Raw genomic sequence first — 23,189 nt, forward strand, 5'->3', positions numbered from 1 at the left:
ACAATCAAGAATCTATATATTTTCGAAAAATACCCTTACGATATCTGCTCCACCTATAATTGTTCCTAATGTACTTCCCAGATTAGTAAGGATCACAATAAGCAAGACACGTGAAACCTTATTTCGCCAAAATCCTTTTACCGTATACACATCCTCTGACAGCTGTATAAAGTCATTCACATTCGGTCTTTTGAAATAAACGTGAACGATTCCGGAAAACCAGCCTGCTGCCATCAAGGGATTTAGAGAGCTTATTGGAGCAATAAAAAAGGCAGTGATTACAGCAAGTGGATGAGCAAATGCAATCGCTGCTCCTAAAGCAGCAAATGACCCATTCCATAAGATCCAGCTAATGGTTTGCTGCAATCCTGCAGATGGATTTTCAAGCAATGTATAACCAATTAGACCTAGAATCAAGGCGGGAATTAACCACCCTATAATTTTCGATTTATTCTTCTTAACTGGAACCTTATTTAACTCTTTTAAATCATGATCTTTTTTAATTTCTTCTTTAATTCCAGGGACATGAGCAGCCCCAACGACTGCCACAACCTTATCACCAGGAGCTTCCTTTATCTTCTGCGCCAAGTATTGGTCACGCTCATCAATTAATGTCTTCTTTAAATCAGGAAAGGTTTGAGAAAACTCCTGCAACATAGAATCTAGCATATCCTCTGACTTTATTTTCTCTAACTCTTCTTCTGATATATCTTCTTTGTTAAAGATACTACCAATAATCACCATCATCAGTTTAGATTTACCCCACAGCCCTAAGCCGTTCCAGATTCTCGAAAACGTAATCTGAATATTACGATCCGCTAATACAAGCTTCGCATCAATTTCCTTCGCTGACTCAATACCTTGCATCATTTCCTGACCAGGCTTAATACCAAATTGTTTGGCTAATCTTTTTTGGAAAGACGAAATGACAAGATTCATTAAAAGTAAGGAAGCTTTTTTCTTCTTTATCACTTCAAAAATATCCATTTCTTTCCACTTGTTATCATCCGTTAAGGATTGATATCTCTGTTGATCCAGTTCAATACAAACTGTATCTGGTCTTTCACTTTCGATAACTCGCTTTACTTCCTCGGCACTTTGTTTCGAGACATGAGCTGTACCAACTAGAATGATTTCTTTATCGTTGACAGTTAATCTTGTTATATGATCCATAAATTTTAGCACTCTTCCTTTAGGTCAATTTGCTACTTGTGAATTAAGTTTACCATTTTTACTCAAATCTTTTAAGAAAATCCTGGATAAAAAATAAAAAGCGCAAGCGCCCTGTTTAGCCCCGACAAGCAAATGTTCCTTTAAGAGAAAAAGGGTGATTTTTCCCTTTTACTCTTAAAGGGTTATTTGACCTAGAGGGGCTGGGCGCTGGAGCTGGATTACTACAAAATTTCGTTTAAGGATAACACTAAAATTTATATACTTTCTCATTTTTAAAAAAATAGTAGGTTTTCCCCTACTATTTTAATGATGATTGATGTAACACTTTATTAAAATACCTCCTTAATAAGTATGAAACCCATTTACAATGAGCGTGATTTCGAATGTTTTCTAATAAGCCTTTTACTATTGCACGATTAAAAGTGGAATGAGTTAGATGCTCATTAAGTAGGATTAATGATTCTTTCTCAATTGACTCTTCCATTTCCCCAATCGTTTGTGATACTAACTCAACTATTTGCTCCTTCGTGATCTCTTGAGGATTCGGCTGACACATCATCTGTATCATTTCTTCTGAAATAAAGGGGACTGTCGTGTGTGTAGCTAATAGGGAGGTTTTCTCTACAAGCGAGTTAGATAGAACATTAAAGTCAAAGGGTATGTTATGAAACAAAAACAATTCCGTATACATTCTCATAAATCCTTTTATACAGTACATCAAGTCATACTTTATGGAGCTAATCTCTTCTCCATACAACCGCTCTAACATGTTTGAAATAGTCGTCTCAGTTAAGGAGTCATAGTAGCGAATCTTCAATAAAAATTTTTCGTTGAAAGAATGTCCTTGTTCTTTAATAAGCATTTTCGCAAAGTCAGAATGGACATGAAGTGAACGAAATGATTCATAATAAAATTTATATAAAAGCTCTTCTGTTTTAGCCTCTTTGACTACGTAGTCAACATCTGAAGTCATTTGCATCATAAAGTGATCGACCAATGCCAAAATCAACTCATCTTTTGATTTAAAGGATAAATAAAAAGCTCCTTTCGAAATGCCACATTGCTCAGTAATTTGTTGGACTGAGGTAGCTTCTATTCCCTGCTTTGCAAACAGTTCTAATGCTTGCTCCATAATTAGTTGTTTTTTCACCATTTATCATATCGCTCCTATGTCATTTAATTGACAAATGACCAATTAGTCATTAGTATAAGTAATTGAGCTTAAGAAGTCAATTAAGGGTGGGTGTATACGTGAAAGGCTTAGTTAATTTTGTTATAAAAAATAAACTTGCTGTCTGGTTACTAACAATTATTATTACCGTATCTGGAATCTATTCCGGTACAAAAATGAACATGGAGACAATTCCTAATATATCAATTCCATACTTAATGGTTATGGATGTATATCCTGGTGCTACTCCTGAGCAAGTAATGGAAGATGTTTCAATTCCATTAGAAAAAGCAATTGAAGGTCTTGAAGATGTAAAAGCTGTCTATTCAAACTCTTATTCTAACATTTCTAGCATTCAAGTGGAATACGAGTACGGTATTGATATGGATGAGGCAAAGCGTTCATTAGAGTCTGCATTGGATTCAGTTACTTTACCAGAAGAAGCACAAGAGCCTAGCATTACGGCAATCAGTTTAAACATGATGCCGGTTGTGGCTTTAAGTATTAGTAGTGAAACCGAAAGCATCGTTCAACTAACAAATAAAGTTGAGGATACAATCCTTCCGGAAATAGAAAAAATTGATGGAGTTGCATCCGCAACTATTACCGGACAGCATATTGAAGAAGTAGAGCTTACTTATGACGAAGTAAAAATGGCCGAGCTTGGCTTAACGGAAGACAAAGTAAAAGAAATGATTCAAGCAAGCGACCTTGCTGTTTCGCTCGGTCTATACGAATTTGAAGAAGGTGAACAGGCTGTTTCAGTAGATGGAAAATTCATGACAGCTGATGAACTTAAGGAAATGCTTATTCCTGTTACCCCTACTGAAGCGAGTCCTTCTCCATTCGTAAAGCTTAGTGACATCGCAACTATTGAAGTAGTTGGGAAAGTACAATCAGTATCACGTACTAACGGACAGGAAGCAATTGCCATCCAAATTGTGAAAGGTCAACAAGAAAATACGGTTACTGTAGTAAATGCTGTAAAAGATTTAATTGAGAGTTTTGAAAGTGAAATCGATGGTCTTGTTATTGATGTAACACTCGACCAAGGTGAACCTATTCAAAAATCTGTAACAACGATGATTGAAAAAGCATTATTTGGTGGTTTGATCGCCATACTAATCATTTTGTTATTTTTACGTGATTTAAAATCAACTATTATTTCAATTGTTTCTATTCCAGTATCCATTTTTATGGCCTTACTTTTACTAAACTGGATGGAAATTACACTTAACATTATGACCTTGGGTGCAATTACCGTTGCCATTGGCCGTGTAATTGATGACTCCATTGTTGTTGTAGAAAATATTTATCGTCGACTACATTTAAAAGAAGAAAAATTAACAGGGCGAGCGTTAATCCGTGAAGCTACAATTGAAATGTTCAAACCTATCTTATCATCAACCTTAGTAACAGTGGCAGTTTTCGCACCACTCATTTTTGTAGGTGGTATGGTCGGTGAACTATTTATGCCATTTGCACTAACAATGACATTTGCTCTTGCTGCTTCATTACTTGTTGCGATTACGATTGTACCTGCTCTATCTCATTTCTTATTTAGAAAGAAATTATATAGTGAAAAGACAGAAAGTAGCCATAAAGAGACAGGGAAATTATCACAGTGGTACAAAGAAATCCTTCGCTGGACATTAAACCATAAAATCATTACATCAGTAGTTTCCATTGCTCTACTTGTAGGGAGCTTGGCACTAACACCGTTAATTGGTTTTAGCTTTATGGGTAGTGAAGAAGATAAAGTTATGTACTTAACGTATACTCCTTCAGCAGGTGAGTTAGAGGAAGATACGTTAGCAAATGTACAAATGGTTGAAGAAGAAATGCTTAAACACGAAGATATTGATATTGTTCAGATTTCAATAACAGAAGAAGGCGATACTCAGTCAGTTATGATGGGCGGAGGAGCCGGTGGTGGTGCTTTAATGTACCTAATCTTTGACCCGGAAACAGAGAATTTCTCAGAAAAACGAACTGAAATTGAAGAGTATGTTTTCAGTATGGATCAAACCGGAGAATGGAAGAGTCAAAACTTCGCCGCTGGTGGTGGAATGTCAACCAATGAAGTTAGCTATACATTCTACGGTGAAAATCTAGATGATTTAAATGAATCTGTAAAATTGGTTGAAGAGGTAATGAGTGAAAATGAAGGATTAAAAGATGTCTCTTCAAGTATAGAAGATGCTTATGTTGAGTATACCTTCAAGGTAGAACAAGATGAGTTATTACAATATGGATTAACAACAGGTCAGATTGTGATGATGTTAATGCCTAATCGTACAGAAGAAATGTTAACTACAGTTGAAAAAGATGGTGACACTTTAGAAGTGTTGGTTCAGCATGAAGAAGCTGAACAGCCAGATTCAATTGAAGATATACTAGACAAACAAATCCCGACAGCACTTGGAACGACGCTTCCACTTTCTGACCTAGTTACAGTGGAAGAAGGAACAACATTAAACACACTTGCACGAAGCAAAGGTGAATACCATGCTAGTGTATCAGGAACCATTATTGAAGAAGATATTTCTAAAGCAACTACTGAAATAGATCGTGAGCTAAATGAGATTGATCTCCCTCAAGGTGTAACAATGGAAGTAGCTGGAGTTGCTGCAGATATGAATGAAACTTTCACACAGCTTGGTCTGGCAATGCTTGCAGCGATTGCGATTGTATACTTTATCTTGGTTGTAACATTTGGTGAAGGTCTGGCGCCATTTGCCATTCTATTCTCCTTACCGTTTGCTGTCATTGGTTCATTTGTTGGATTATTAATTGCCGGTGAAACCATTTCTGTTTCCGTTATGATGGGGCTCTTAATGTTAATCGGTATTGTCGTCACAAACGCCATTGTATTAGTAGACCGGATTATTCATATGGAACGTGAAGGAATGACCTTACGAGATGCAATACTAGAAGCTGGTGCTACTCGTTTACGTCCAATACTAATGACAGCCATTGCAACCATTGGTGCATTAGTTCCTTTAGCAGTTGGTTCAGGCGGAGGCGGTTTAATTTCGAAGGGTCTTGGTATTTCCGTAATTGGTGGTTTAACAAGCTCTACATTATTAACACTGATTATTGTTCCAATTGTATATGAAGTATTATCTAAGCTGTTTAAAAAGAATCGTAAAGAAGTAATAGAAAACTAATATAAAGCCCTTGAAGATGCTGTTTGCCTTCAAGGGCTTTATCTATAATTTAGCTGCAAATAAAGAGGTCGAGAGTCTTTAAAAGACTCTCGACCTTTTTTAGCTCCACTTTTTTCTTAGTCTTTCTAATGGAGGGAAAAACAGCTGCACCAATGGTCCAACAGATAGAGCAATAATAATAGTTCCGATTCCAATTGGCCCCTTAAATAGTAAGGCAAGAATGAGCGCAGTTATTTCTGCAATCGTTTTAGCAACCATCAGATTCACTTTGAGTCTATGCTGTATGGCAAGCATAAAGCGATCAATAGGAATTAACGGGTATTTTGCTTGTAGATAAATTGCGATTCCAAGTGATAGAAAGATAAGACCTAGCATTAATACAATAATTTTAAAAAGTAAACCTGTCGGATCGAATTGATTTAAAACATACAATAGCCAAAAATCAATTAATCCCCCAACTATTAGGATCGTAAAAATTGCAAAAACATCTGGTTTCTCTTGTAATAATAAAGCATTTATAACAATTAGAATCAAACCCACGATAATTACCCAACTTCCCACTGTAAGCCCTATCGTAGTTGATAAACCAACATTTAATGCATCCCATGGCCCAGCACCAAGATCAGATTTAATGGTTAATGTGACTCCAAATGACAAAATCAGAAGTCCTGTCAAATAAAAAGCTATTCTTATTGCATGCATTCTTGTTGCTCCTTTTTTAATTGTGTACTACTTAGCATATCACTTTATTAAAAAAGTTACTTATTTCAGCTACATTTTTTATTTGTATACTACAGTCGAGCATCCTCCTGACTCTCTCTATGTTATACCTTTTTAGCTGTATTTAACCTTGTTGTTGATTTTCGTTACAGGACACTCGCTTTCCGCAGGCGAGTCTGTGAGCCGCTTTCCCGCGCTTGCACAGGATGTGCTGACCTCTACGTTTGCCACAGGACGTGGCAGCCTTTAGTAGAGGTTCCTATACACTAGTGTCCTTCCACTTCAATCAACAGTGCAAAAATTCAACACTAGTATTTAACAGCCCACTTTTAAGTAAATCCTAAGAAATTGTTCCATTAAATAACAATTTCACTTGAAAATGTAAACGTTTTCATTTATACTAAAAGTAGGTCGGATGACATCTGTGGTCATCATGGTATTTAGCGTAGGTGGGGCTAATACTAAACGTTTTCATTAAAATGTACTCTTTGTCTTAATTAATTTTAGTAATGCATTTTAAAATACGTGAGGAAGAGCAATGTCGTAGCGGCATTGCTCTTCCTCTATTTGGGTTGATTCATTCTATAAGCTTCTCGTCTTGAGCTTTTAATATTGCTTGAATTCGGTCTGCTACATCTAATTTAGAATAAATAGAAGAAATATAGTTTTTGACTGTTCCTTCAGTTAAATACAGTTTTCTTGCAATTTCCCGATTATCCTTTCCTTTTACCATTAAACGAAGAACGTCTAGCTCTCTTTCTGTCAGACTAAAACTTGATTTCATTTCGTTTTTCTTCTTTATATTAGAGGATGAGGCTGTACCACTTGTCCATTCAGCTACCATCATTTTAGCAATATCCTGAGGAATTAGCGTGCCGCCATTATTCACAAGACGAATACTAGAAGCCAAATCTTCTGGTTGCATTGCCTTAAGCAAATATCCATCCGCCCCTACTGTCAACGCTTCGCGAACATTTTCCATGTCATGAAAGGTTGTCAACATAACGACTCTAATGTTAGGCCACTTTTGCTTAATTTGTTTAGTAGCTTCGATTCCATTCATCTCTGGCATATGTATATCCATTAGTACTACATCTGGTTGATATCTTTCACATAAGTCAATGGCCACTGCTCCATTGGCAGCTACTCCAACTACCTCTATATCAGGCTCAACCTTTAAAACAATTCGTAAACTTCCTCTAATCAAATCCTGATCATCAGCGAGTATCACCTTAATCATTTTATTTAGCCTGCCTTCCGATTCTTAATTGGTAACAAACATATCACCATCGTGCCACTCTTATCAGACTTTACTTTTAGTTCCCCCTGATAGGCTTCAAGTCTTTCTTTCATACCTGCTAATCCAAATCCGAACTGGATCTCATCCATACCAGACCCATTATCTTTAATAGTCAAGCTCATCTCCTCAGCTTCAAAGGTGAGGGTAATATGTATTTGAGTAGCTCCTCCATGACGTTTTGCATTCGTTAATGATTCCTGTAGACAACGAACTAGTGTGGTTAGAAATGGTAACGGCACGATCACTTCAGGTCCTTTCCCTTCAAAAGTAATGCTAGTCCCTGTGTGAAGTGAAAATTCATTTGCAATTTTTTTCAATTGTTCGGAAAGCGTTTCTCTTTCATGAGATGGAACAATGTGATGAATTTGATTTCTAACTTCTTCTAGTCCATTTCTGCTTACTACTCTCAGTTGATTTATATTTTTTGTTGCTTCTTCTGGTGAAGAATTTATAAGATAGGCAACAGCATCTAATCCCATAATGACCGAAGTAAGAGTATGTCCAACAGTATCATGTAACTCTCGTGCCATTCTGTTCCGTTCTTCAAGTAACGTAATGGTTTCAACTTGCTTTGTATACTCCTCTAGGACACGACGCTGGCGTTCGTTTTCCTCTAAAAGATGTTTCATTTTTTGTTGAGTATCAATCACCTTCCAGACACCACATCCTAATGCAAAAAAGAAAAAACCTTCAATGATAGATAAGTTAAAAGATGACAATGGAAGAACAATTGCCATCACAATGGCAGGTGTGATCGAAAACCAAATCCATAAGATGATTCTGAGCTTAACTGTATGAATAAAAGCTGCAGCACACATTGCAGGGATTGCTAAGTATGAAGAATACTCTCCAATTATATAGGAGCTAAACAAAAGAAATAGTCCACTTATAAAGAGCTCTACCACAGGATAGATCCCTGTTAGTTTTCTAAAACTTTTCATCCAGAAAAGCTGTGGTATTATTGCCGCAGCAAAACCTCCAAAGATTAATAGATACAGAATGAAGTCATGAGTATTATACAAATAACAAAATATTAACACATGAGATAACACCCAAATTATCCTTGTGTAAAATAAAGCACGATAACCCCAGTGACTATATAGTAATGGCTCCATACCAACTTCTCCTTTTTATAAGGTGTTTGATTATAATTATACAATACAAAAAATGGTAGGTATGTATTAATTTAGTCATACTGAAGTCATATATGACTTTTATGAAAAACTACTTACTTCAAGCACTTGGTTGTATGACCACTATTTTTGCATAATGAGGATGTGATAAAGAATAAACAATTTAAAGGAGAATGATAAACAATGAAAATATTAAAAGCAACACAATCCTTCTTAAAGAAACACCCATTTATATTCGCTTTTTTTGCTTTAATATTAAGTAGAATAGCAGGAATGGCGTCAATTGAATTAGTCCAATTGTTTCGACCTGATTTAACAATTGCGGATGATCTCGGTTGGTTACTTATGATGGTTTATGCTGGTGTGGTAGTAACTCTTGTCTATTGGACAGATTTAGCAGATGAAATTGGTCTAAGAAAACCTAAACACCCTAAAGAATGGCTAACCATTATCCCGTTACTCCTATTACCCTTATTCATAATAATGGAAAAGGGAATCTACTCATGGGGCTTCTCTATAAATCTAGTTTTGATCATCGCTGCAATCGGTGTTGCTATAAATGAAGAAGTATTATTTAGAGGAATCTTACTTCGTGGCTTTATGAAATGGGGACCATGGGTAGCCATCTTTGTACCTAGTGCCTTGTTTGGACTAATACATTCTACTAATATCTTCGTAGGTGGAGATCCTACTTTCGCTATATTTCAAACCATATGGACGTTCGCTGCTGGTGTAATACTTTCAGCCATTCGATTACGTACTAACAGTCTGTATCCTGTCATTGTCTTTCATATTATATTAGATGGTGTTGAATATTTCTCAACTGGTGAATATGGGGTACATTCAGATCCTATCTCTCTTCATTCTTTAACTTTGTTTGCCTCTATAACTGTTGTTTTAGCGGTATATGCGATCATACTTTTTCATAAAAGTAATAAAAATTCATCAACAACTGACAACCTTTCAGTTTAATTATGAACTTCCCATTAGGATTAAGCAGACGTTGCTTGATCCTATTTTCTATGAATGAAATCTACTACTTGCTTAAATATGCATAATAAGCTAAGATTTAAAACGTAATCATTACGTTTAACAACTAACATCTAGAGAAAGGATGCTTCTAAACTTGTATAAGTGGATTATCATTGGTGGTGGCATTCAAGGAACAACAGTTGCTGCCTATTTACTAGCTACAAACACTGCATCACAACAAGAACTTGTCATCATTGATCCTCATGACCGTCCAATACAAAATTGGAAAAACTGCACGAAAAAAATAGCTATGCCTTTTTTACGATCTCCTTTTGTACACCATCTAGATCCCTCTCCATTTAGCTTAGAAAAGTTTGCAAAAAATACTGAAGATAGGTATAGAGACACCTTTTTAGGTCCATATAAAAGACCTTCTCTAGAGGTATTTAATAAACATTGTGATGAGTTAATTTCCATTTATGGTATAGATCAATGTTGGTTAAAAGGTACTGTAACAAGCTTACAGTTAATAAATCGTACATGGGATGTACAAGTGAATGGTAATACATCTATCAAAGGCGATAAAGTTATACTTGCTCTCGGCTTAAGTGAGCAACCAAAATTGCCGACGTGGGCATCTGACCTTAAACTTCAAAGAAATGAACAAGTATTTCATATATTTGACCAGTCTTTAGAAAGTCTCCATAACCTGAAGCCACCTATCACAATCATTGGAGGTGGGATTACAGCTGTGCATACTGCACTTCACCTATCCTCTATATTCCCAGGAGACGTAACATTACTAACACGGCATTCATTCCGAGTTCATGATTTTGATAGTAACCCTGGCTGGCTTGGTCCAAAATATATGGAAAGGTTTAAAGAAACGAAAGACTATTCTATAAGAAGAGAAATGATTCGCAACGCAAGAAACAAAGGTTCCATAACAAGAGATCTATTTGTGAAGGTAAAAAGAGCAATACGAACTGGATCATTGAAGTTTGAAATAGCTGAAATACAGGACGTCCGTTATGATAAGAGTGATGATCACATAGCCATCAGGCATAGTGAACAAGATCATTCCCAACTCTATACCCAGTCCATCGTGCTTGCAACTGGTTTTGAAAATGATATGCCAGGAAAAGCATGGATAGATCCGTTTATACAAGAGCACAACCTTAAGTGTTCAAAATGTGGTTACCCCATAGTAAGTCACCACTTAGAGTGGATGGATAATTTATATGTAGCTGGAGCTCTGGCAGAGCTTGAAATTGGACCAACTGCTAGGAATATCTCTGGTGCTAGGAAAGCGGCCGAAGCTATTGTAACTGGTGTGTAAGTCCGTTTTTAAAATAGTAGCCACGTAAACTGCTTAATAACGGCGCATCAAATATAAGGTAAGTTTTCCTCCTAACTTTAAAAAGCCAACAGAATTTCTGTTGGCTTTCGTATATTTCATTTGAGTCTAGTACAATTAATCTTTTAAAAACTTAACACAAACTGGGTAAGGAACAGCCAAACTAGAGTCAGTAAGTGTCAATTTCCCCGTGCTTTCATCTCGTTTGTAAAGAACGATGTTATGGGTTTCTTGATTCGCAAGAACGAGAAATCTTTCTGAAGGATCCAGCATAAAATCTCTTGGCCAGTCACCCTCAGTTGATGTATGTTCCAGAAATGTTAACTTTCCTGAGTCCTGATTGATTTTAAAGACAGCAATACTATTATGACCTCGGTTTGATACGTACACAAATTGACCATCGGATGAGACGTGAATCGCTGCACCCTGATTATTTTCAGTGAAGCTACTTGGTATAGTTGAAATCGCTTGAAGCTCTGTAAACTGACCATGATCTCCATTATAAGAAAGTACAATTACCTCTGAACTAAGCTCTGTCATCACATATGCGATTTTACCGTTAGGGTGAAACTCGATATGTCTCGGACCACTTCCTGGTTTAACAGAAAAACGTTGAACCTCAACAAGAGACTCGTTATTTATTGCGTATGTAAGAATTTTATCAATTCCAAGATCAACGACTACCACATACTTTTCATCTGGAGTAAACCCTGAATAATGGGTATGCGGTTTTTCCTGTCTCTCTTGATTTGGTCCAGTTCCTTCTAGTTGCGCAGAAGATACTAACGACAAGATGCTTCCGTTGTTTGAATCGACTGTATATAAATCAACTGTTCCCTTATGATAGTTTGCCGTTACAACAAGGTTATTACCTTGATTGACACTAATATGGCAAGGAGAAGCGCCTTCCTCTAATTGACTATTTATGAATTGGACCTCACCTGATTGATGATTAATTGAGTAAGCAGCAGCTCCACCTTGAGACCCTTCTTTTTTCACAGCAAACAAATAGTTATTGTCATCACTGATTGTTAGGTAAGTTGGATTTTCAAGCTCCGCTACTAATGAAGGTTCAGATATTGTTGCATTCTCTGTATCAAGATTAAAAGAGTAAATCCCTTTGCTATCACCTTTTGTGTACGTTCCTATGTAACCTCTCACCTTTTGATTCATGCTATTCACCTTTTCTCCTTTATCGTACATATTTAAGAAAAACTAGCTATATCATAGACCAAGTAAACTCGATTTTCAAACTTTAGGCTAAACTACTAGCCTCGGTTAAAGCTTTGTAATAAGAAGAATTTCCACCCTTCTTACAGTTTTTTTGCCAAAAAGAGAAGCACATTCTCTGTGCTTCTCTTTTTGTTAAAACCCGCTTATCGCTGAAGATTCAATTAAACCGTAATCTCCTTTATGACGTTTGTATACAACATTCATCTCTTCTGTATCAGCATTAAGATAAACGAAGAAGTTGTGGTCTAACAAATTCATTTGTTGAATTGCCTCATCTGTACTCATTGGTTTTATATCAAATCTCTTAATTCGAACAACCTGGTCTTCTTCTTCCTCCTCCATTACTGGTGAAGAGATTGGTTCGTGTTTCCTAACCTCCCTTAACACCTTCGTCTTCACCTTTCTAATTTTTCTTTTAAGCTTATCCTCTACTAGATCAATTGACTTGTACATATCGTCCGTTAGTTCTTCTGCTCGAATCGTTCTCTCTCCTATAGGAATTGTAACTTCTATACAATGCTTATGTTTAAAAGTTGATAGATTTACATAGACATTTACTTTTTCCCTATCTAGAACCTTTCCTACTCTACCAATCTTATCTTCAATATAACCCTTCATTGCTTCTGTAATTGTGATGTTTTTAGCGTGAAGAATAATGTTCATCATCTTACCCCCATTACCTTTTTTTTAGTTAGTGAGCTTCAATTGGTCTATGCTGATTATTTTTAGCATTCTTGTTATGATTGTTTCTCTTTTTCACGTTTTTCTTTATATAAGGCAAGGCAACTCTGTCAACACCATAGTAGTAGGCCCCTACTCCTGCAGCTAACAGGATCATTGCGACTGTATATAGCATCGGGTTAGTGCTTAAGGTCCCTGCAAGCAAGAAATTCAGATTCATGAATGCTCCCGCTAAAAGTGCTGGAACTGTTGCTGCCCCAAGAATTAATCCTATTCCTACTAATACCTCTCCCCAAGGGATAAGAAAGTTTATAATCTCAACATTTGGCAAGGCAACTTCTTTTAGAAAGGTTGCATACCAACCTTGAACAGTTGGGTACTCACCCGTTGCCTTTCCAATTGCTCCTGTTAAATAGCCAGTTGCATCAAATTCTTGTATTTTACCGAATCCCGCTTTGAACCACTGAATTCCTAACCACACTCTTAGTACTGTCCAAACGATTGCCATTTTCGGTCCTCTTAACCATTCCATAATGATTCATCTCCTGTTTGCGAATTACTTCACAAGTTAATGTGAATCTAGTTAAGCTAGCTAGCTTTTGTTAAAGAAAGTTTGTGAACTTTTTCACTCACTTTCTATACTCTTACTTTATCCCCTTTTAAATCGCTTTACAACACGGTTCACAAACTGTTCATACCACCATGCTCTTTATTTAAAAATGTGATTTTTGTCACTGAATGACTGGTGAAAGTTGATTTACGATATAAAGATAAGTGTTTAGTGTTGACTGTCGTTAAACCACGTAGACGCATATAATTTTCATTCGACGCACATTGAGTCCAATTTGGGGCATATATTTCAAATTCGACGCATATTGAGTCCAGTTTGGCGCGTATATTTCGAATTTGACGCATAAAGAGTGGATCCCAGTTATCTAGAGTAGAAGTCTATACTCTAGCAGGGAGAAATATAGTCAGATCCAATGGATTAGATTAAAAAATTATAATAAAGCCAAAGAAACAGCCACGCTGCTTCTAAAGGTTCAATGTATTGACATTCACTACACGCTTTCCTATAATTTAGTATGTGTAGCAACTAAAACCCTACAAGGTGAGGGATGATCTTTGAAATTATCTTTGCATGATTATATTAGTATTAAATTGCACCAGACTGACTTAAACCTCACAAGCTTTATTAAATCAAAATTAGAGCCTTATAACATTGCCCCTGAGCAGAACTTAATCATGATGTTACTTTGGGAAAAAGATGGCTTAACTCAAAATCAACTTGTCGAAAGCCTAGATAAGGATAAAACAAACATTGCTAGAATGGCATCTAATCTTGAACAGAAGGGCTTCATTAAAAGAATAAATTGTGATCATGACCGGCGCTCTGTTCGTCTTTACCTAACTCAAAAGGGAAAAGAACTTGGAGAAGAAATCATTCCTATTGCTGAAGCTTTTAATGAAATAGTCTGTCATGACATAACGAAAAAAGAGCTTATAGAGTTTGAAAGAATTCTTTCAAAAATGAACAGAAATGTACAAAAGCTAATTTAGCTTTTGTTTGTTTCGCTCCTTTAGTTGCTACAACAACCATATTATTAAGTAGAAGACATTTACGCTCTTCTATTTATATAAATTTCACTATTTGGAGGTTAACTACTATGTATGATATCGCAATTATTGGTGGAGGTCCGGCTGGAGCTAGTGCTGCAATCTTTACAGCAAAGGCAGGAAAGAAGACATTAGTATTTGAAAATGGTAAGAGTATGACAAACCGTGCTTGGGTTGAGAACCACTATGGTGTAAATGAAATTGCAGGTCCTGATCTTGTTGAAACAGGAAAAAAGCAGGCTACTAAGTTTGGAGCAGAGTTTAAGGATGAATCAATCTTAACTATTACTAAAACAGACGCTGGCTTTACAATTCAAGGTGAAAACGGAGAGTATCAAGCAAAGCATGTATTGTTTGCAACAGGTGCTTTAACTGACCTTGCTGATAAAGTGGGATTAACGATCGTTCCTGGAACCGAGCCAAGAATTAAGTCCATCATTGAAGTCGACCAAAACGGTCGAACAAATATTGATGGAATTTGGGCAGCTGGAACGGTAGCTGGAGTTAGTGTGCATACGATTGTTACGGCTGGTAATGGAGCAGCTGTTGCGATTAATATTATTAGTGAACTAAATGGTGAGCGCTATGTTGACCATGATTTATTAAAATAAGAACAAAAGGCGCAAGCACCCCGATTAGACCCGACAAGCAAATGTTCCTTAGAGAAAAAAGGGTGGTTTCCCCTTTATTCTCTAAGGAACATTTGACCTCGAGGGTCTGGGTGCTGGAGCTAGATTACTACACAACATCATTAACAACTTTACTTTCTAAAAGGACAGCGTTTAAACCGCTGTCCTTTATCTACATCTTTATTTCCCGCCATCCTTTTCCCACTTGGAAATTACATCCTTAACACGTGGAGCAACCTCTTTACCTAATAATTCAATCGCCTTCATTACATCCCCATGCGGCATTGAACCCACTGGTACGTGTAGCATAAAACGAGTAATGCCCACCTTTTTTCTTAGATGAATGATTTTCTCTGCAACCGTGTCAGCATCACCTACATATAACGCTCCTTCAAAGCTACGAGCTGCATCGAAACTCGACCTGTCATAATGCCCCCATCCACGCTCTCGTCCTAATTTATTCATAACAAGCTGAGTAGACGGGAAGAACTTATCAGCTGCAACTGCTGTGTCCTCAGCAATAAAGCCATGTGAATGAGATGCCACAGTTAGCTTCTTAGGATCATGACCGGCGTGAGTAGCAGCATCCTTATAGAGCTGAACGAGTGGTGCAAATTGCTCGGGCCTACCACCGATAATGGCTAAGACTAGTGGTAATCCAAGAAGACCTGCACGTACAACTGATTCAGAATTCCCGCCGCTCCCGATCCAAACAGGTAGGGGATTTTGAACTGGGCGTGGGTACACCCCACGATTTTGGATAGCAGGTCGATGGCCTCCCCTCCAGGTAACTTTTTCTGATTCGCGAATTTTTAATAACAGTTCCAAATTCTCTTCAAAGAGCTCGTCATAATTTTTTAAATCGTATCCAAACAGAGGAAACGATTCAATAAAAGATCCACGTCCTGCCATAATCTCCGCTCGTCCATTTGAAATGGCATCTAAGGTAGCAAAATCCTGAAATACACGTACAGGATCTGCTGAAGATAATACGGTCACTGCACTGGTTAAGCGAATTCGATTTGTCCTAGAGGCAGCTGCTGAAAGGATGATCGCTGGTGATGATGCTGCAAAATCTTCTCGATGATGCTCCCCCACTCCGAATACATCTAGTCCCACCTGATCTGCTAATACAATTTCTTCCACAACCTCACGTATTCTCTCTGCATGACTTTTTACTTTGCCCGTATGAACATCTGGTGTTGTTTCCACAAATGTACTAATTCCAATTTCCACTTAATAACTCCTCCTTCTATCTTTCTTTGCTCCGTTAAAAAACTTATTACGTCTAATAAGCATAGGTTCATAAAATTTATCATACTAAAATAGTTTAGGCATATCCAATCTATAGGCTTACCTCTCTTATCTACAAAACTCTTACCTAATTCACATAGAATTTGAGGATGATTTTTGTTATTTTGTAAAAGGAGAGTTATTTACACAAGATACTAGAGTATATCGTTGAAACGTTATACTCCCTATTGAAAGGAATGAAGGTGATATAAGTAATGGAAAAATTTGAAACGAACCGATTAAAACTATTATTGGAACTCCTGTTTATTTCTACTAGGCTTGGTTTCACTTCCTTTGGAGGGCCAGTTGCCCATCTCGGCTACTTTCATCAGGAATATGTAAAGAGAAGAAACTGGATGGATGAAAAAAGCTATGCTGATTTGGTTGCTTTATGTCAGTTTTTACCTGGACCTGCAAGTAGTCAGGTAGGGATTGGAATTGGGGTTATGAGAGCTGGAATGCTTGGTGGTATTGTTTCATTCATCGGCTTTACACTACCTTCTGTTATTGCACTGATTTTATTCGTAATTCTGTTACAAGAGTTCAACATAACAACTGCTGGTTGGATTCAAGGATTAAAACTAGTAGCAGTAGCAGTGGTAGCACATGCAATCCTAGGGATGGCCGAGAAATTGACTCCCGATCTTAATAGAAAAGCGATTGCCTTATTCGCTTTGATTGTTACGCTTTTATGGCCAACAGCATTTACGCAGATTGCAGTAATAGTAGTTGCAGGCCTTTTGGGCTTTATTATTTACAAAAATGTGAAGGTTGATCATGACCAACCAACAACAGAGTTTCCCATTTCGCGTAGCATTGCTACCTTATGTCTAATGGTATTTTTCGGGTTACTAGTTATTTTGCCTATCATAAGAGATCTAACATCCCTTGAATGGATTGCGATGTTTGATAGTTTTTACCGATCAGGCTCTTTAGTGTTTGGTGGAGGTCATGTAGTTCTACCTTTATTAGAAAGAGAATTTGTTCCAACAGGTTGGTTAACTGAAGAAGCATTCTTAGCTGGATACGGAGCTGCACAAGCCGTTCCGGGTCCGCTATTTACATTTGCTGCCTATATCGGGGCTGTAATAAATGGATGGAAAGGTGGATTAGTAGCAACTGTCGCCATATTCCTACCTGCTTTTTTACTCATTTATGGCACTCTTCCATTCTGGAATGTATTACGAAATCATTCGAAGGTAAAGGGAGCATTATTAGGAGTTAATGCTGCCGTAGTTGGGATTTTAATTGCAGCATTTTACCACCCAATCTGGATTAGTTCTATCATTTCTCCAATCGATTTTGCATTTGCTGCGGTATTGTTTAGTCTGCTAGTGTATTGGAAACTTCCTCCATGGCTGGTTGTACTAGCTGGGGCATTAGGTGGTTTACTCATTTATGGGTAAACTGTTGTATTGAAACATGAAGTTTAACTTTACCGTAAATGTTTAAAAAACATTTACGGTTTTCTTTTTTCCTTACTCTTGGGCAATCTAATCCAATTTCTGATAACTTACCACATAGATCATTCATCGTTAAAGATTAGTTCACTAAATAGATCAACCAGACCTGGATCAAACTGTATTCCCTTCTGTTCATTTAAATAAGAAATTGCGCGTTGGACAGACCATGCTTCTTTATAAGATCTTCGGCTAGTTAATGCATCATATACATCAACAATGGAAACCAGTCTTGCCTCAAAAGGAATCTCTTCTTCTTTCAGGCCATTGGGATAGCCCGTCCCATTCCATTTTTCATGATGATACATAATAATGTTTTCTGCTACTTCTAAACTCGTAATAAGTTCATGATTTATGTTTGTTGATATTTTCTTTAAAATATCATTTCCCATCAAGGGATGCATTTCAATGATTTTCCGTTCAAACGTTGTAAGAGAACCAGGTTTATACAATATTCCTTCTGGGATCCCAGCCTTACCAATGTCATGGAGTATACTACAATGGATAATATTATGTACATAAGTCTCTGCTAGCTTATAGCTATTCTCCTTCTGATACACCTCAACTAACTGTTTGGTTAAGTCTTGTACTCTAATTAAATGATCTTCTATTCCCGGATCTCTTATTTCACAAGAAATAGCCAATACCTTTAGTAGCTCTCTTTGTGTTTCGACTCTTTGATCCTCTGATATATAGACACCTTGTTTAAGCTGTTCTAATTCACGAAATACACCTATAAAAAATAATGTTTCATTAACTTGAACAGGGGTAATCGAAATGGAGGAATGCCATAAAACCCCAGATTTTTTCCGGTTAATAAGTACACCTGACCAAGGAATTCCTTGTGCAAGGTTTTCTTTAAGCTGCTGATAGGTTGCCAGAGGTGTATGGTTAGACTTTAAGAAGCCTGCTTTTAAGCCTATTATTGATTCTCTTACAAAACCGGTGATCTGTTCATATTGAGCATTTACTTCTAAGATGATATGGTTTTCGTCTGTAATAATAACCCCATCTGATAGCTTTAGATATAGTAACAGTTCCTGAGGCGCTTGTTTGGTTTTCATCATAGATGGAGCTTCCCTTCTCGTTTAAGGCTTTCCACAAAATATTCTGTTTCTCAAAATCTTTGCTACTGAATTTAACTAATTTCTGCATTTGGTATCAGTTTACTATGATAGACTAATAGATTCTGTGATATTTCTCACACGTTGCTGCAAGAAAGAGGTGATTTTGGTAGCATTTAAATTTTTTTTAAATTTGATAATTTGTTTTTATACCCTTTTTAAGGCTATTGCGTGTGAATCCATGCAATTGCACGAGTCCATGTACTTATTGTGTGACTTCCTACATAATTGCGTAAACTCGGAAGTTAATTGCGTGAAAACTAAACAGAATTGCGTAACTACCGAAACTTCAAACAAAAAAAGATCACTCCTTTAACAAGGAGTGGCCTAAGCTCTACTGTCGAATGTTTAATATTCTCTTCGCCTCTTGAACCTCCTGATCTGTTGGTGGGAGTACATTCTCGAGTTCATACTTCAACCCCAACTCCTTCCATTTGTACACACCTAATTGATGATATGGTAAGAGTTCTACCTTCTCCACATTTGATAATTGATCAATGAACTCCTTTAGTAGAGTTAAATCTTTACTATCATCTGTTTTACCAGGTATTAGAACATGCCTAATCCAAATTTTTTTCTTCTTTGATGATAAATATCTAGCAAAGGCAAGAATATGTTCATTCTTCATACCTGTCAATGCTATATGTTTAGCAGGTTCTAATTGCTTTAGATCTAGCAAAATTAAATCTGTTACATTCAGTAACAAATCTAGCTTTCTTAGAAATTCAGGGTGTTCATGATAACACCCACCTGAAGAATCAATTGTTGTATGAATCCCTAACTCCTTACACCTCTTAAACAATTCTATTAAAAAATCAATTTGAAGTAATGGTTCTCCACCTGAAACAGTAATGCCACCTCCACTACTTTCAAAGTATGGAAGATAATCCATCACATCTGAGATTATTTCTTCTACAGTCATATCTCTTCCCTTACCAATCTCCCATGTATCAGGATTGTGACAATATTTACATCGTAATAAACACCCTTGTAAAAATACGATATACCTTAATCCAGGTCCATCTACTGTGCCACAGGTTTCAATCGAATGCACTTTTCCTATCATGTCAGTTCCCCCCATGTTGATGATATGGGAGGAACATTACTGCCTCCCTATAAAGATTCGTGGAAAGTACGATTAATTACATCTGTTTGCTGCTCTCTCGTGAGCTTTATAAAGTTAACGGCATACCCGGAAACTCGGATCGTAAGCTGTGGATAAAGTTCAGGATGTTCCATCGCATCTAGCAAGGTTTCACGGTTAAATACATTGATGTTTAGATGATGACCACTCTTTAAGGTATAACCATCTAAAATTCCTACTAAGTTTGTAATCTGCTGTTCTTCTTCTTTTCCGAGAGCCTTGGGTACAATACTAAATGTGTTGGAAATTCCATCTAAAGAACAATCATAAGGAAGCTTTGCTACAGAGTTTAAGGATGCTAATGCTCCCTTTTGGTCTCTTCCATGTAAAGGATTGGCACCAGGAGCGAATGGCTCACCCGCTTTTCTACCATCCGGGGTATTACCTGTTTTCTTTCCATAAACTACGTTGCTCGTTATGGTTAGAACAGACATCGTAGGAATAGACTGACGGTATGTCTTATGCTTCTTTAATTTACTCATAAAAGTTTTTACCAACCACACAGCGATCTCATCTACTCGGTTATCATTGTTACCATATTTAGGGTAATCCCCTTCTATGTGGTAATCAACGGCGAGTCCACTGTCATCTCTAATAATCTTTACTTTTCCATACTTGATCGCACTTAAGCTGTCTGCTGTAACAGATAAACCTGCAATACCACAAGCCATCGTTCGAATGATTTCACGATCGTGGAGTGCCATCTCAATTCTTTCATAGCTATACTTATCATGCATGTAATGAATAATGTTTAAAGTATTCATATATAACTGAGCTAGCCATTCCATGACATAATCAAAGTTTTGAATAACCTTTTCATAAACAAGATACTCATCCTTTATTCCAGGAAACGCTGGAGCCACTTGCAGTTTTAACTCTTCATCCATTCCACCGTTTATCGCATAAAGTAATCCCTTAGCAAGATTGGCACGCGCACCAAAGAATTGCATTTGTTTACCGATTCTCATCGCACTTACACAGCATGCGATTCCGTAATCATCTCCAAATTCAGGTCTCATTAAATCATCATTTTCATATTGTATGGAGCTCGTCTTAATAGACATATTTGCGCAGTAGCGCTTAAATTTATTGGGCAATTTGCTTGACCATAACACTGTTAAGTTTGGCTCTGGTGCAGCACCTAAATTTGTAAGAGTATGCAGAAATCTGAACGAGTTCTTTGTAACAAGAGGTCTACCATCTAAACCAATTCCTCCGATTGCTTCGGTTACCCAGGTAGGATCTCCACTGAATAATTCGTTATAATCTGGTGTTCTAGCAAACTTAACTAGCCTTAATTTCATAACAAAATGATCGACCAACTCTTGCACTTCTTCTTCTGTAATCGTTCCTTCTTCCAAATCACGTTCAATGTAGATATCTAGAAACGTAGATACCCGACCAAGACTCATTGCGGCACCATTTTGTTCTTTTATTGCTGCTAGATAAGCAAAGTATAACCACTGAAACGCTTCCCGTGAATTAGAAGCAGGAATTGAAATATCAAACCCATAGAGCCCGGCCATCTGCTTTAATTCTTGAAGAGCTCGAATTTGCTCTGATATTTCTTCTCTTTCTCGTATAAAATCTTCTGACATAACATGATTTGATTGCTTTAACTCCTGTAGTTTTTCTTGAATCAGCTGATCCACCCCATAAAGAGCCACTCTCCGGTAGTCACCAATGATCCTTCCCCGACCATAAGCATCCGGCAATCCTGTAATGATTCCAGCCTTTCTGGCAAGCTTCATTTCGTCAGTATAAGCATCAAATACTCCTTGATTATGTGTTTTTCGGTACTTTGTAAATGTATCAACCACCTCGGGTGACACTTTATAGCCATACGACTCACATGAATCCACTGCCATTCTAATCCCACCAAATGGCTGTAGAGAACGTTTAAACGGTTCATCTGTTTGGATCCCCACTATTTGTTCGATATCTTTATTTAAATATCCCGGCCCATGAGAAACAATGGTTGATACGATACTTGTATCCATATTCAAAACGCCACCATTTTCTCGTTCCTGAGTCGTTAAATCCATAATCTGATTCCATAAAAGTTGGGATCTCGTTGAAGCAGGTTGTAAGAATGATTCATCACCTTCATATAACTTGTAATTCAACTGAATAAATTCCCGAACATCTGTATTACTTTGCCAATTCCCTTTAATAAACCCTCTCCAGTAGTTCATCGACAATACCCGCCTTTCAAATGAATACCCTATATTGTGATTGATTTCACAAAAGAGTTCATCTCTACTCGTCTTCGTTACTTATCTTGTGAGGAATGAACTTCTTATACTTCAAATATAGCTCGAAAGTCTCAAGTTGAAAGTGATGGATATCACACTGGTGGGAGCACTATTTAACAATTAAAAAAGGGAACCTCTTTATGAAGGTCCCTATCTAATCAAGTTGTAAAAAATAAACTGTAGTCTATTATTGTTAACATCAATTTCCTCTCTCCTAATGCTTTCTTTAAAACCAGCCTTAACCAGCACTTTTTGGGAGGCAATATTATGACTAGTTGTCTTCGCATGTAGCTCCATGACATTATATTTATCCGCTTCTAAAAGAAGGAGACGAAGGGCTTTATTTGCTATTCCTTTACCAATAAAATTCTCCCCAACACGGTAACCAATGCTTCCTTTACGTGTACCATGGTCAATATCAATAAGATTCATTCTTCCTACGATCTCACCTATATCATTTTTTATTAGGTAAAAATAGGATGTCCCACTTCTTATTTCATTTAGTAGTTCACTATTTTTAGTAATAAACACATCATATTGATAGTACTCATCTCCACGACTCGGCACCATCTTTTCAAAGTAGTTCCTGTTTTCACATTCAAATTTATATAAACTTTCAAAGTATACTTCATTAAGTAAAACTAAATAAATAACCATCCTTCACCTTCCTTGTAAGTTTATTAAAGCTACTCCATTTTAACATATTTTAGTAGATTCATTAGTTTGTTTAAATATCGATAGTTTTTTAACATAAGTT

Annotated in this window: 19 protein-coding genes; 6 read left to right on the forward strand and 13 right to left on the reverse strand. The window is 36.9% G+C overall.

The annotated features are described in order from the left end of the window. Positions 1–12: 12 nt before the first annotated feature. Positions 13–1,173 (reverse strand): TraB/GumN family protein, encoded by a 1,161-nt coding sequence (locus tag G4D63_RS03280; protein ID WP_163177646.1) that lies wholly within the window; start codon positions 1,171–1,173, stop codon positions 13–15. A 298-nt stretch (positions 1,174–1,471) separates the two neighbouring features. Beyond that, positions 1,472–2,326, reverse strand: coding sequence for a TetR/AcrR family transcriptional regulator (locus tag G4D63_RS03285; RefSeq protein WP_163177648.1), 855 nt, complete (start codon positions 2,324–2,326; stop codon positions 1,472–1,474). 98 nt (positions 2,327–2,424) lie between these two features. On the opposite strand from G4D63_RS03285, the gene G4D63_RS03290 reads away from it, so the two are divergent. Continuing rightward, on the forward strand, positions 2,425–5,514 hold the full coding sequence (locus G4D63_RS03290; protein WP_163177650.1) for an efflux RND transporter permease subunit: 3,090 nt from the start codon (positions 2,425–2,427) through the stop codon (positions 5,512–5,514). 99 nt (positions 5,515–5,613) lie between these two features. Here G4D63_RS03290 and G4D63_RS03295 read toward each other — a convergent pair whose 3' ends face one another. The 3 genes from G4D63_RS03295 to G4D63_RS03305 form a co-directional block, all read right to left on the reverse strand. Further along, positions 5,614–6,216: a YczE/YyaS/YitT family protein gene (locus tag G4D63_RS03295; RefSeq protein WP_163177652.1), complete on the reverse strand. Its 603-nt coding sequence runs from the start codon at positions 6,214–6,216 to the stop codon at positions 5,614–5,616. Positions 6,217–6,811: 595 nt separating this feature from the next. After that, positions 6,812–7,474: a response regulator gene (locus tag G4D63_RS03300; protein WP_163177654.1), complete on the reverse strand. Its 663-nt coding sequence runs from the start codon at positions 7,472–7,474 to the stop codon at positions 6,812–6,814. A gap of 5 nt (positions 7,475–7,479) precedes the next feature. Beyond that, positions 7,480–8,649, reverse strand: a complete 1,170-nt coding sequence (locus tag G4D63_RS03305) for a sensor histidine kinase (protein WP_163177657.1) — start codon at positions 8,647–8,649, stop codon at positions 7,480–7,482. Between the two features lie 201 nt (positions 8,650–8,850). Here G4D63_RS03305 and G4D63_RS03310 point away from each other — a divergent pair, with 201 nt between their 5' ends. Continuing rightward, entirely contained in the window at positions 8,851–9,639 is a 789-nt protein-coding gene (locus tag G4D63_RS03310; protein WP_163177659.1) for a CPBP family intramembrane glutamic endopeptidase, read from the forward strand. A 154-nt stretch (positions 9,640–9,793) separates the two neighbouring features. Further along, positions 9,794–10,978 carry an FAD-dependent oxidoreductase gene (locus tag G4D63_RS03315; RefSeq protein WP_163177661.1) on the forward strand — a complete coding sequence of 395 codons (1,185 nt, stop codon included), beginning with the start codon at positions 9,794–9,796 and terminating at the stop codon, positions 10,976–10,978. Positions 10,979–11,113: 135 nt separating this feature from the next. On the opposite strand, the gene G4D63_RS03320 is transcribed toward G4D63_RS03315, so the two are convergent. The 3 genes from G4D63_RS03320 to G4D63_RS03330 all read right to left on the reverse strand — a co-directional run bounded on the left by G4D63_RS03320 (position 11,114) and on the right by G4D63_RS03330 (position 13,442). After that, positions 11,114–12,169, reverse strand: coding sequence for a lactonase family protein (locus G4D63_RS03320; protein ID WP_163177663.1), 1,056 nt, complete (start codon positions 12,167–12,169; stop codon positions 11,114–11,116). 192 nt (positions 12,170–12,361) lie between these two features. Continuing rightward, positions 12,362–12,892 carry a ribosome hibernation-promoting factor, HPF/YfiA family gene (gene hpf / locus G4D63_RS03325; protein ID WP_163178376.1) on the reverse strand — a complete coding sequence of 177 codons (531 nt, stop codon included), beginning with the start codon at positions 12,890–12,892 and terminating at the stop codon, positions 12,362–12,364. A gap of 28 nt (positions 12,893–12,920) precedes the next feature. Then, positions 12,921–13,442 (reverse strand): DoxX family protein, encoded by a 522-nt coding sequence (locus tag G4D63_RS03330; protein ID WP_163177666.1) that lies wholly within the window; start codon positions 13,440–13,442, stop codon positions 12,921–12,923. Between the two features lie 593 nt (positions 13,443–14,035). On the opposite strand from G4D63_RS03330, the gene G4D63_RS03335 reads away from it, so the two are divergent. Together G4D63_RS03335 and G4D63_RS03340 are read left to right on the forward strand one after the other, a co-directional pair. Further along, a complete protein-coding gene (locus G4D63_RS03335; RefSeq protein ID WP_163177668.1) occupies positions 14,036–14,470 on the forward strand; it encodes a MarR family winged helix-turn-helix transcriptional regulator in 435 nt (144 codons plus the stop codon). A gap of 107 nt (positions 14,471–14,577) precedes the next feature. After that, the gene (locus G4D63_RS03340; protein WP_163177670.1) at positions 14,578–15,138 is read left to right on the forward strand and encodes an FAD-dependent oxidoreductase; all 561 of its coding nucleotides are present in this window, start codon (positions 14,578–14,580) and stop codon (positions 15,136–15,138) included. Positions 15,139–15,336: 198 nt separating this feature from the next. Here G4D63_RS03340 and G4D63_RS03345 read toward each other — a convergent pair whose 3' ends face one another. Then, positions 15,337–16,392 carry an Atu2307/SP_0267 family LLM class monooxygenase gene (locus G4D63_RS03345; protein ID WP_163177674.1) on the reverse strand — a complete coding sequence of 352 codons (1,056 nt, stop codon included), beginning with the start codon at positions 16,390–16,392 and terminating at the stop codon, positions 15,337–15,339. 272 nt (positions 16,393–16,664) lie between these two features. Between G4D63_RS03345 and G4D63_RS03350 the strand changes: the two genes are divergently transcribed. Continuing rightward, positions 16,665–17,855: a chromate transporter gene (locus tag G4D63_RS03350; RefSeq protein ID WP_163177676.1), complete on the forward strand. Its 1,191-nt coding sequence runs from the start codon at positions 16,665–16,667 to the stop codon at positions 17,853–17,855. Positions 17,856–17,974: 119 nt separating this feature from the next. Here G4D63_RS03350 and G4D63_RS03355 read toward each other — a convergent pair whose 3' ends face one another. From G4D63_RS03355 to G4D63_RS03370, 4 genes are all read right to left on the reverse strand, one after another. Beyond that, positions 17,975–18,976 (reverse strand): HD domain-containing phosphohydrolase, encoded by a 1,002-nt coding sequence (locus G4D63_RS03355; protein ID WP_163177679.1) that lies wholly within the window; start codon positions 18,974–18,976, stop codon positions 17,975–17,977. A gap of 391 nt (positions 18,977–19,367) precedes the next feature. Continuing rightward, positions 19,368–20,099 (reverse strand): pyruvate formate-lyase-activating protein, encoded by a 732-nt coding sequence (gene pflA / locus G4D63_RS03360; protein WP_163177681.1) that lies wholly within the window; start codon positions 20,097–20,099, stop codon positions 19,368–19,370. A gap of 47 nt (positions 20,100–20,146) precedes the next feature. Further along, positions 20,147–22,372, reverse strand: coding sequence for a formate C-acetyltransferase (gene pflB, locus G4D63_RS03365; RefSeq protein ID WP_163177683.1), 2,226 nt, complete (start codon positions 22,370–22,372; stop codon positions 20,147–20,149). A gap of 210 nt (positions 22,373–22,582) precedes the next feature. Beyond that, entirely contained in the window at positions 22,583–23,089 is a 507-nt protein-coding gene (locus G4D63_RS03370) for a GNAT family N-acetyltransferase (protein ID WP_163177685.1), read from the reverse strand. Between the last annotated feature and the right edge of the window lie 100 nt (positions 23,090–23,189).

The sequence above is a fragment of the Bacillus mesophilus genome, from assembly GCF_011008845.1.
GTDB lineage: Bacteria > Bacillota > Bacilli > Bacillales > SA4 > Bacillus_BS > Bacillus_BS mesophilus.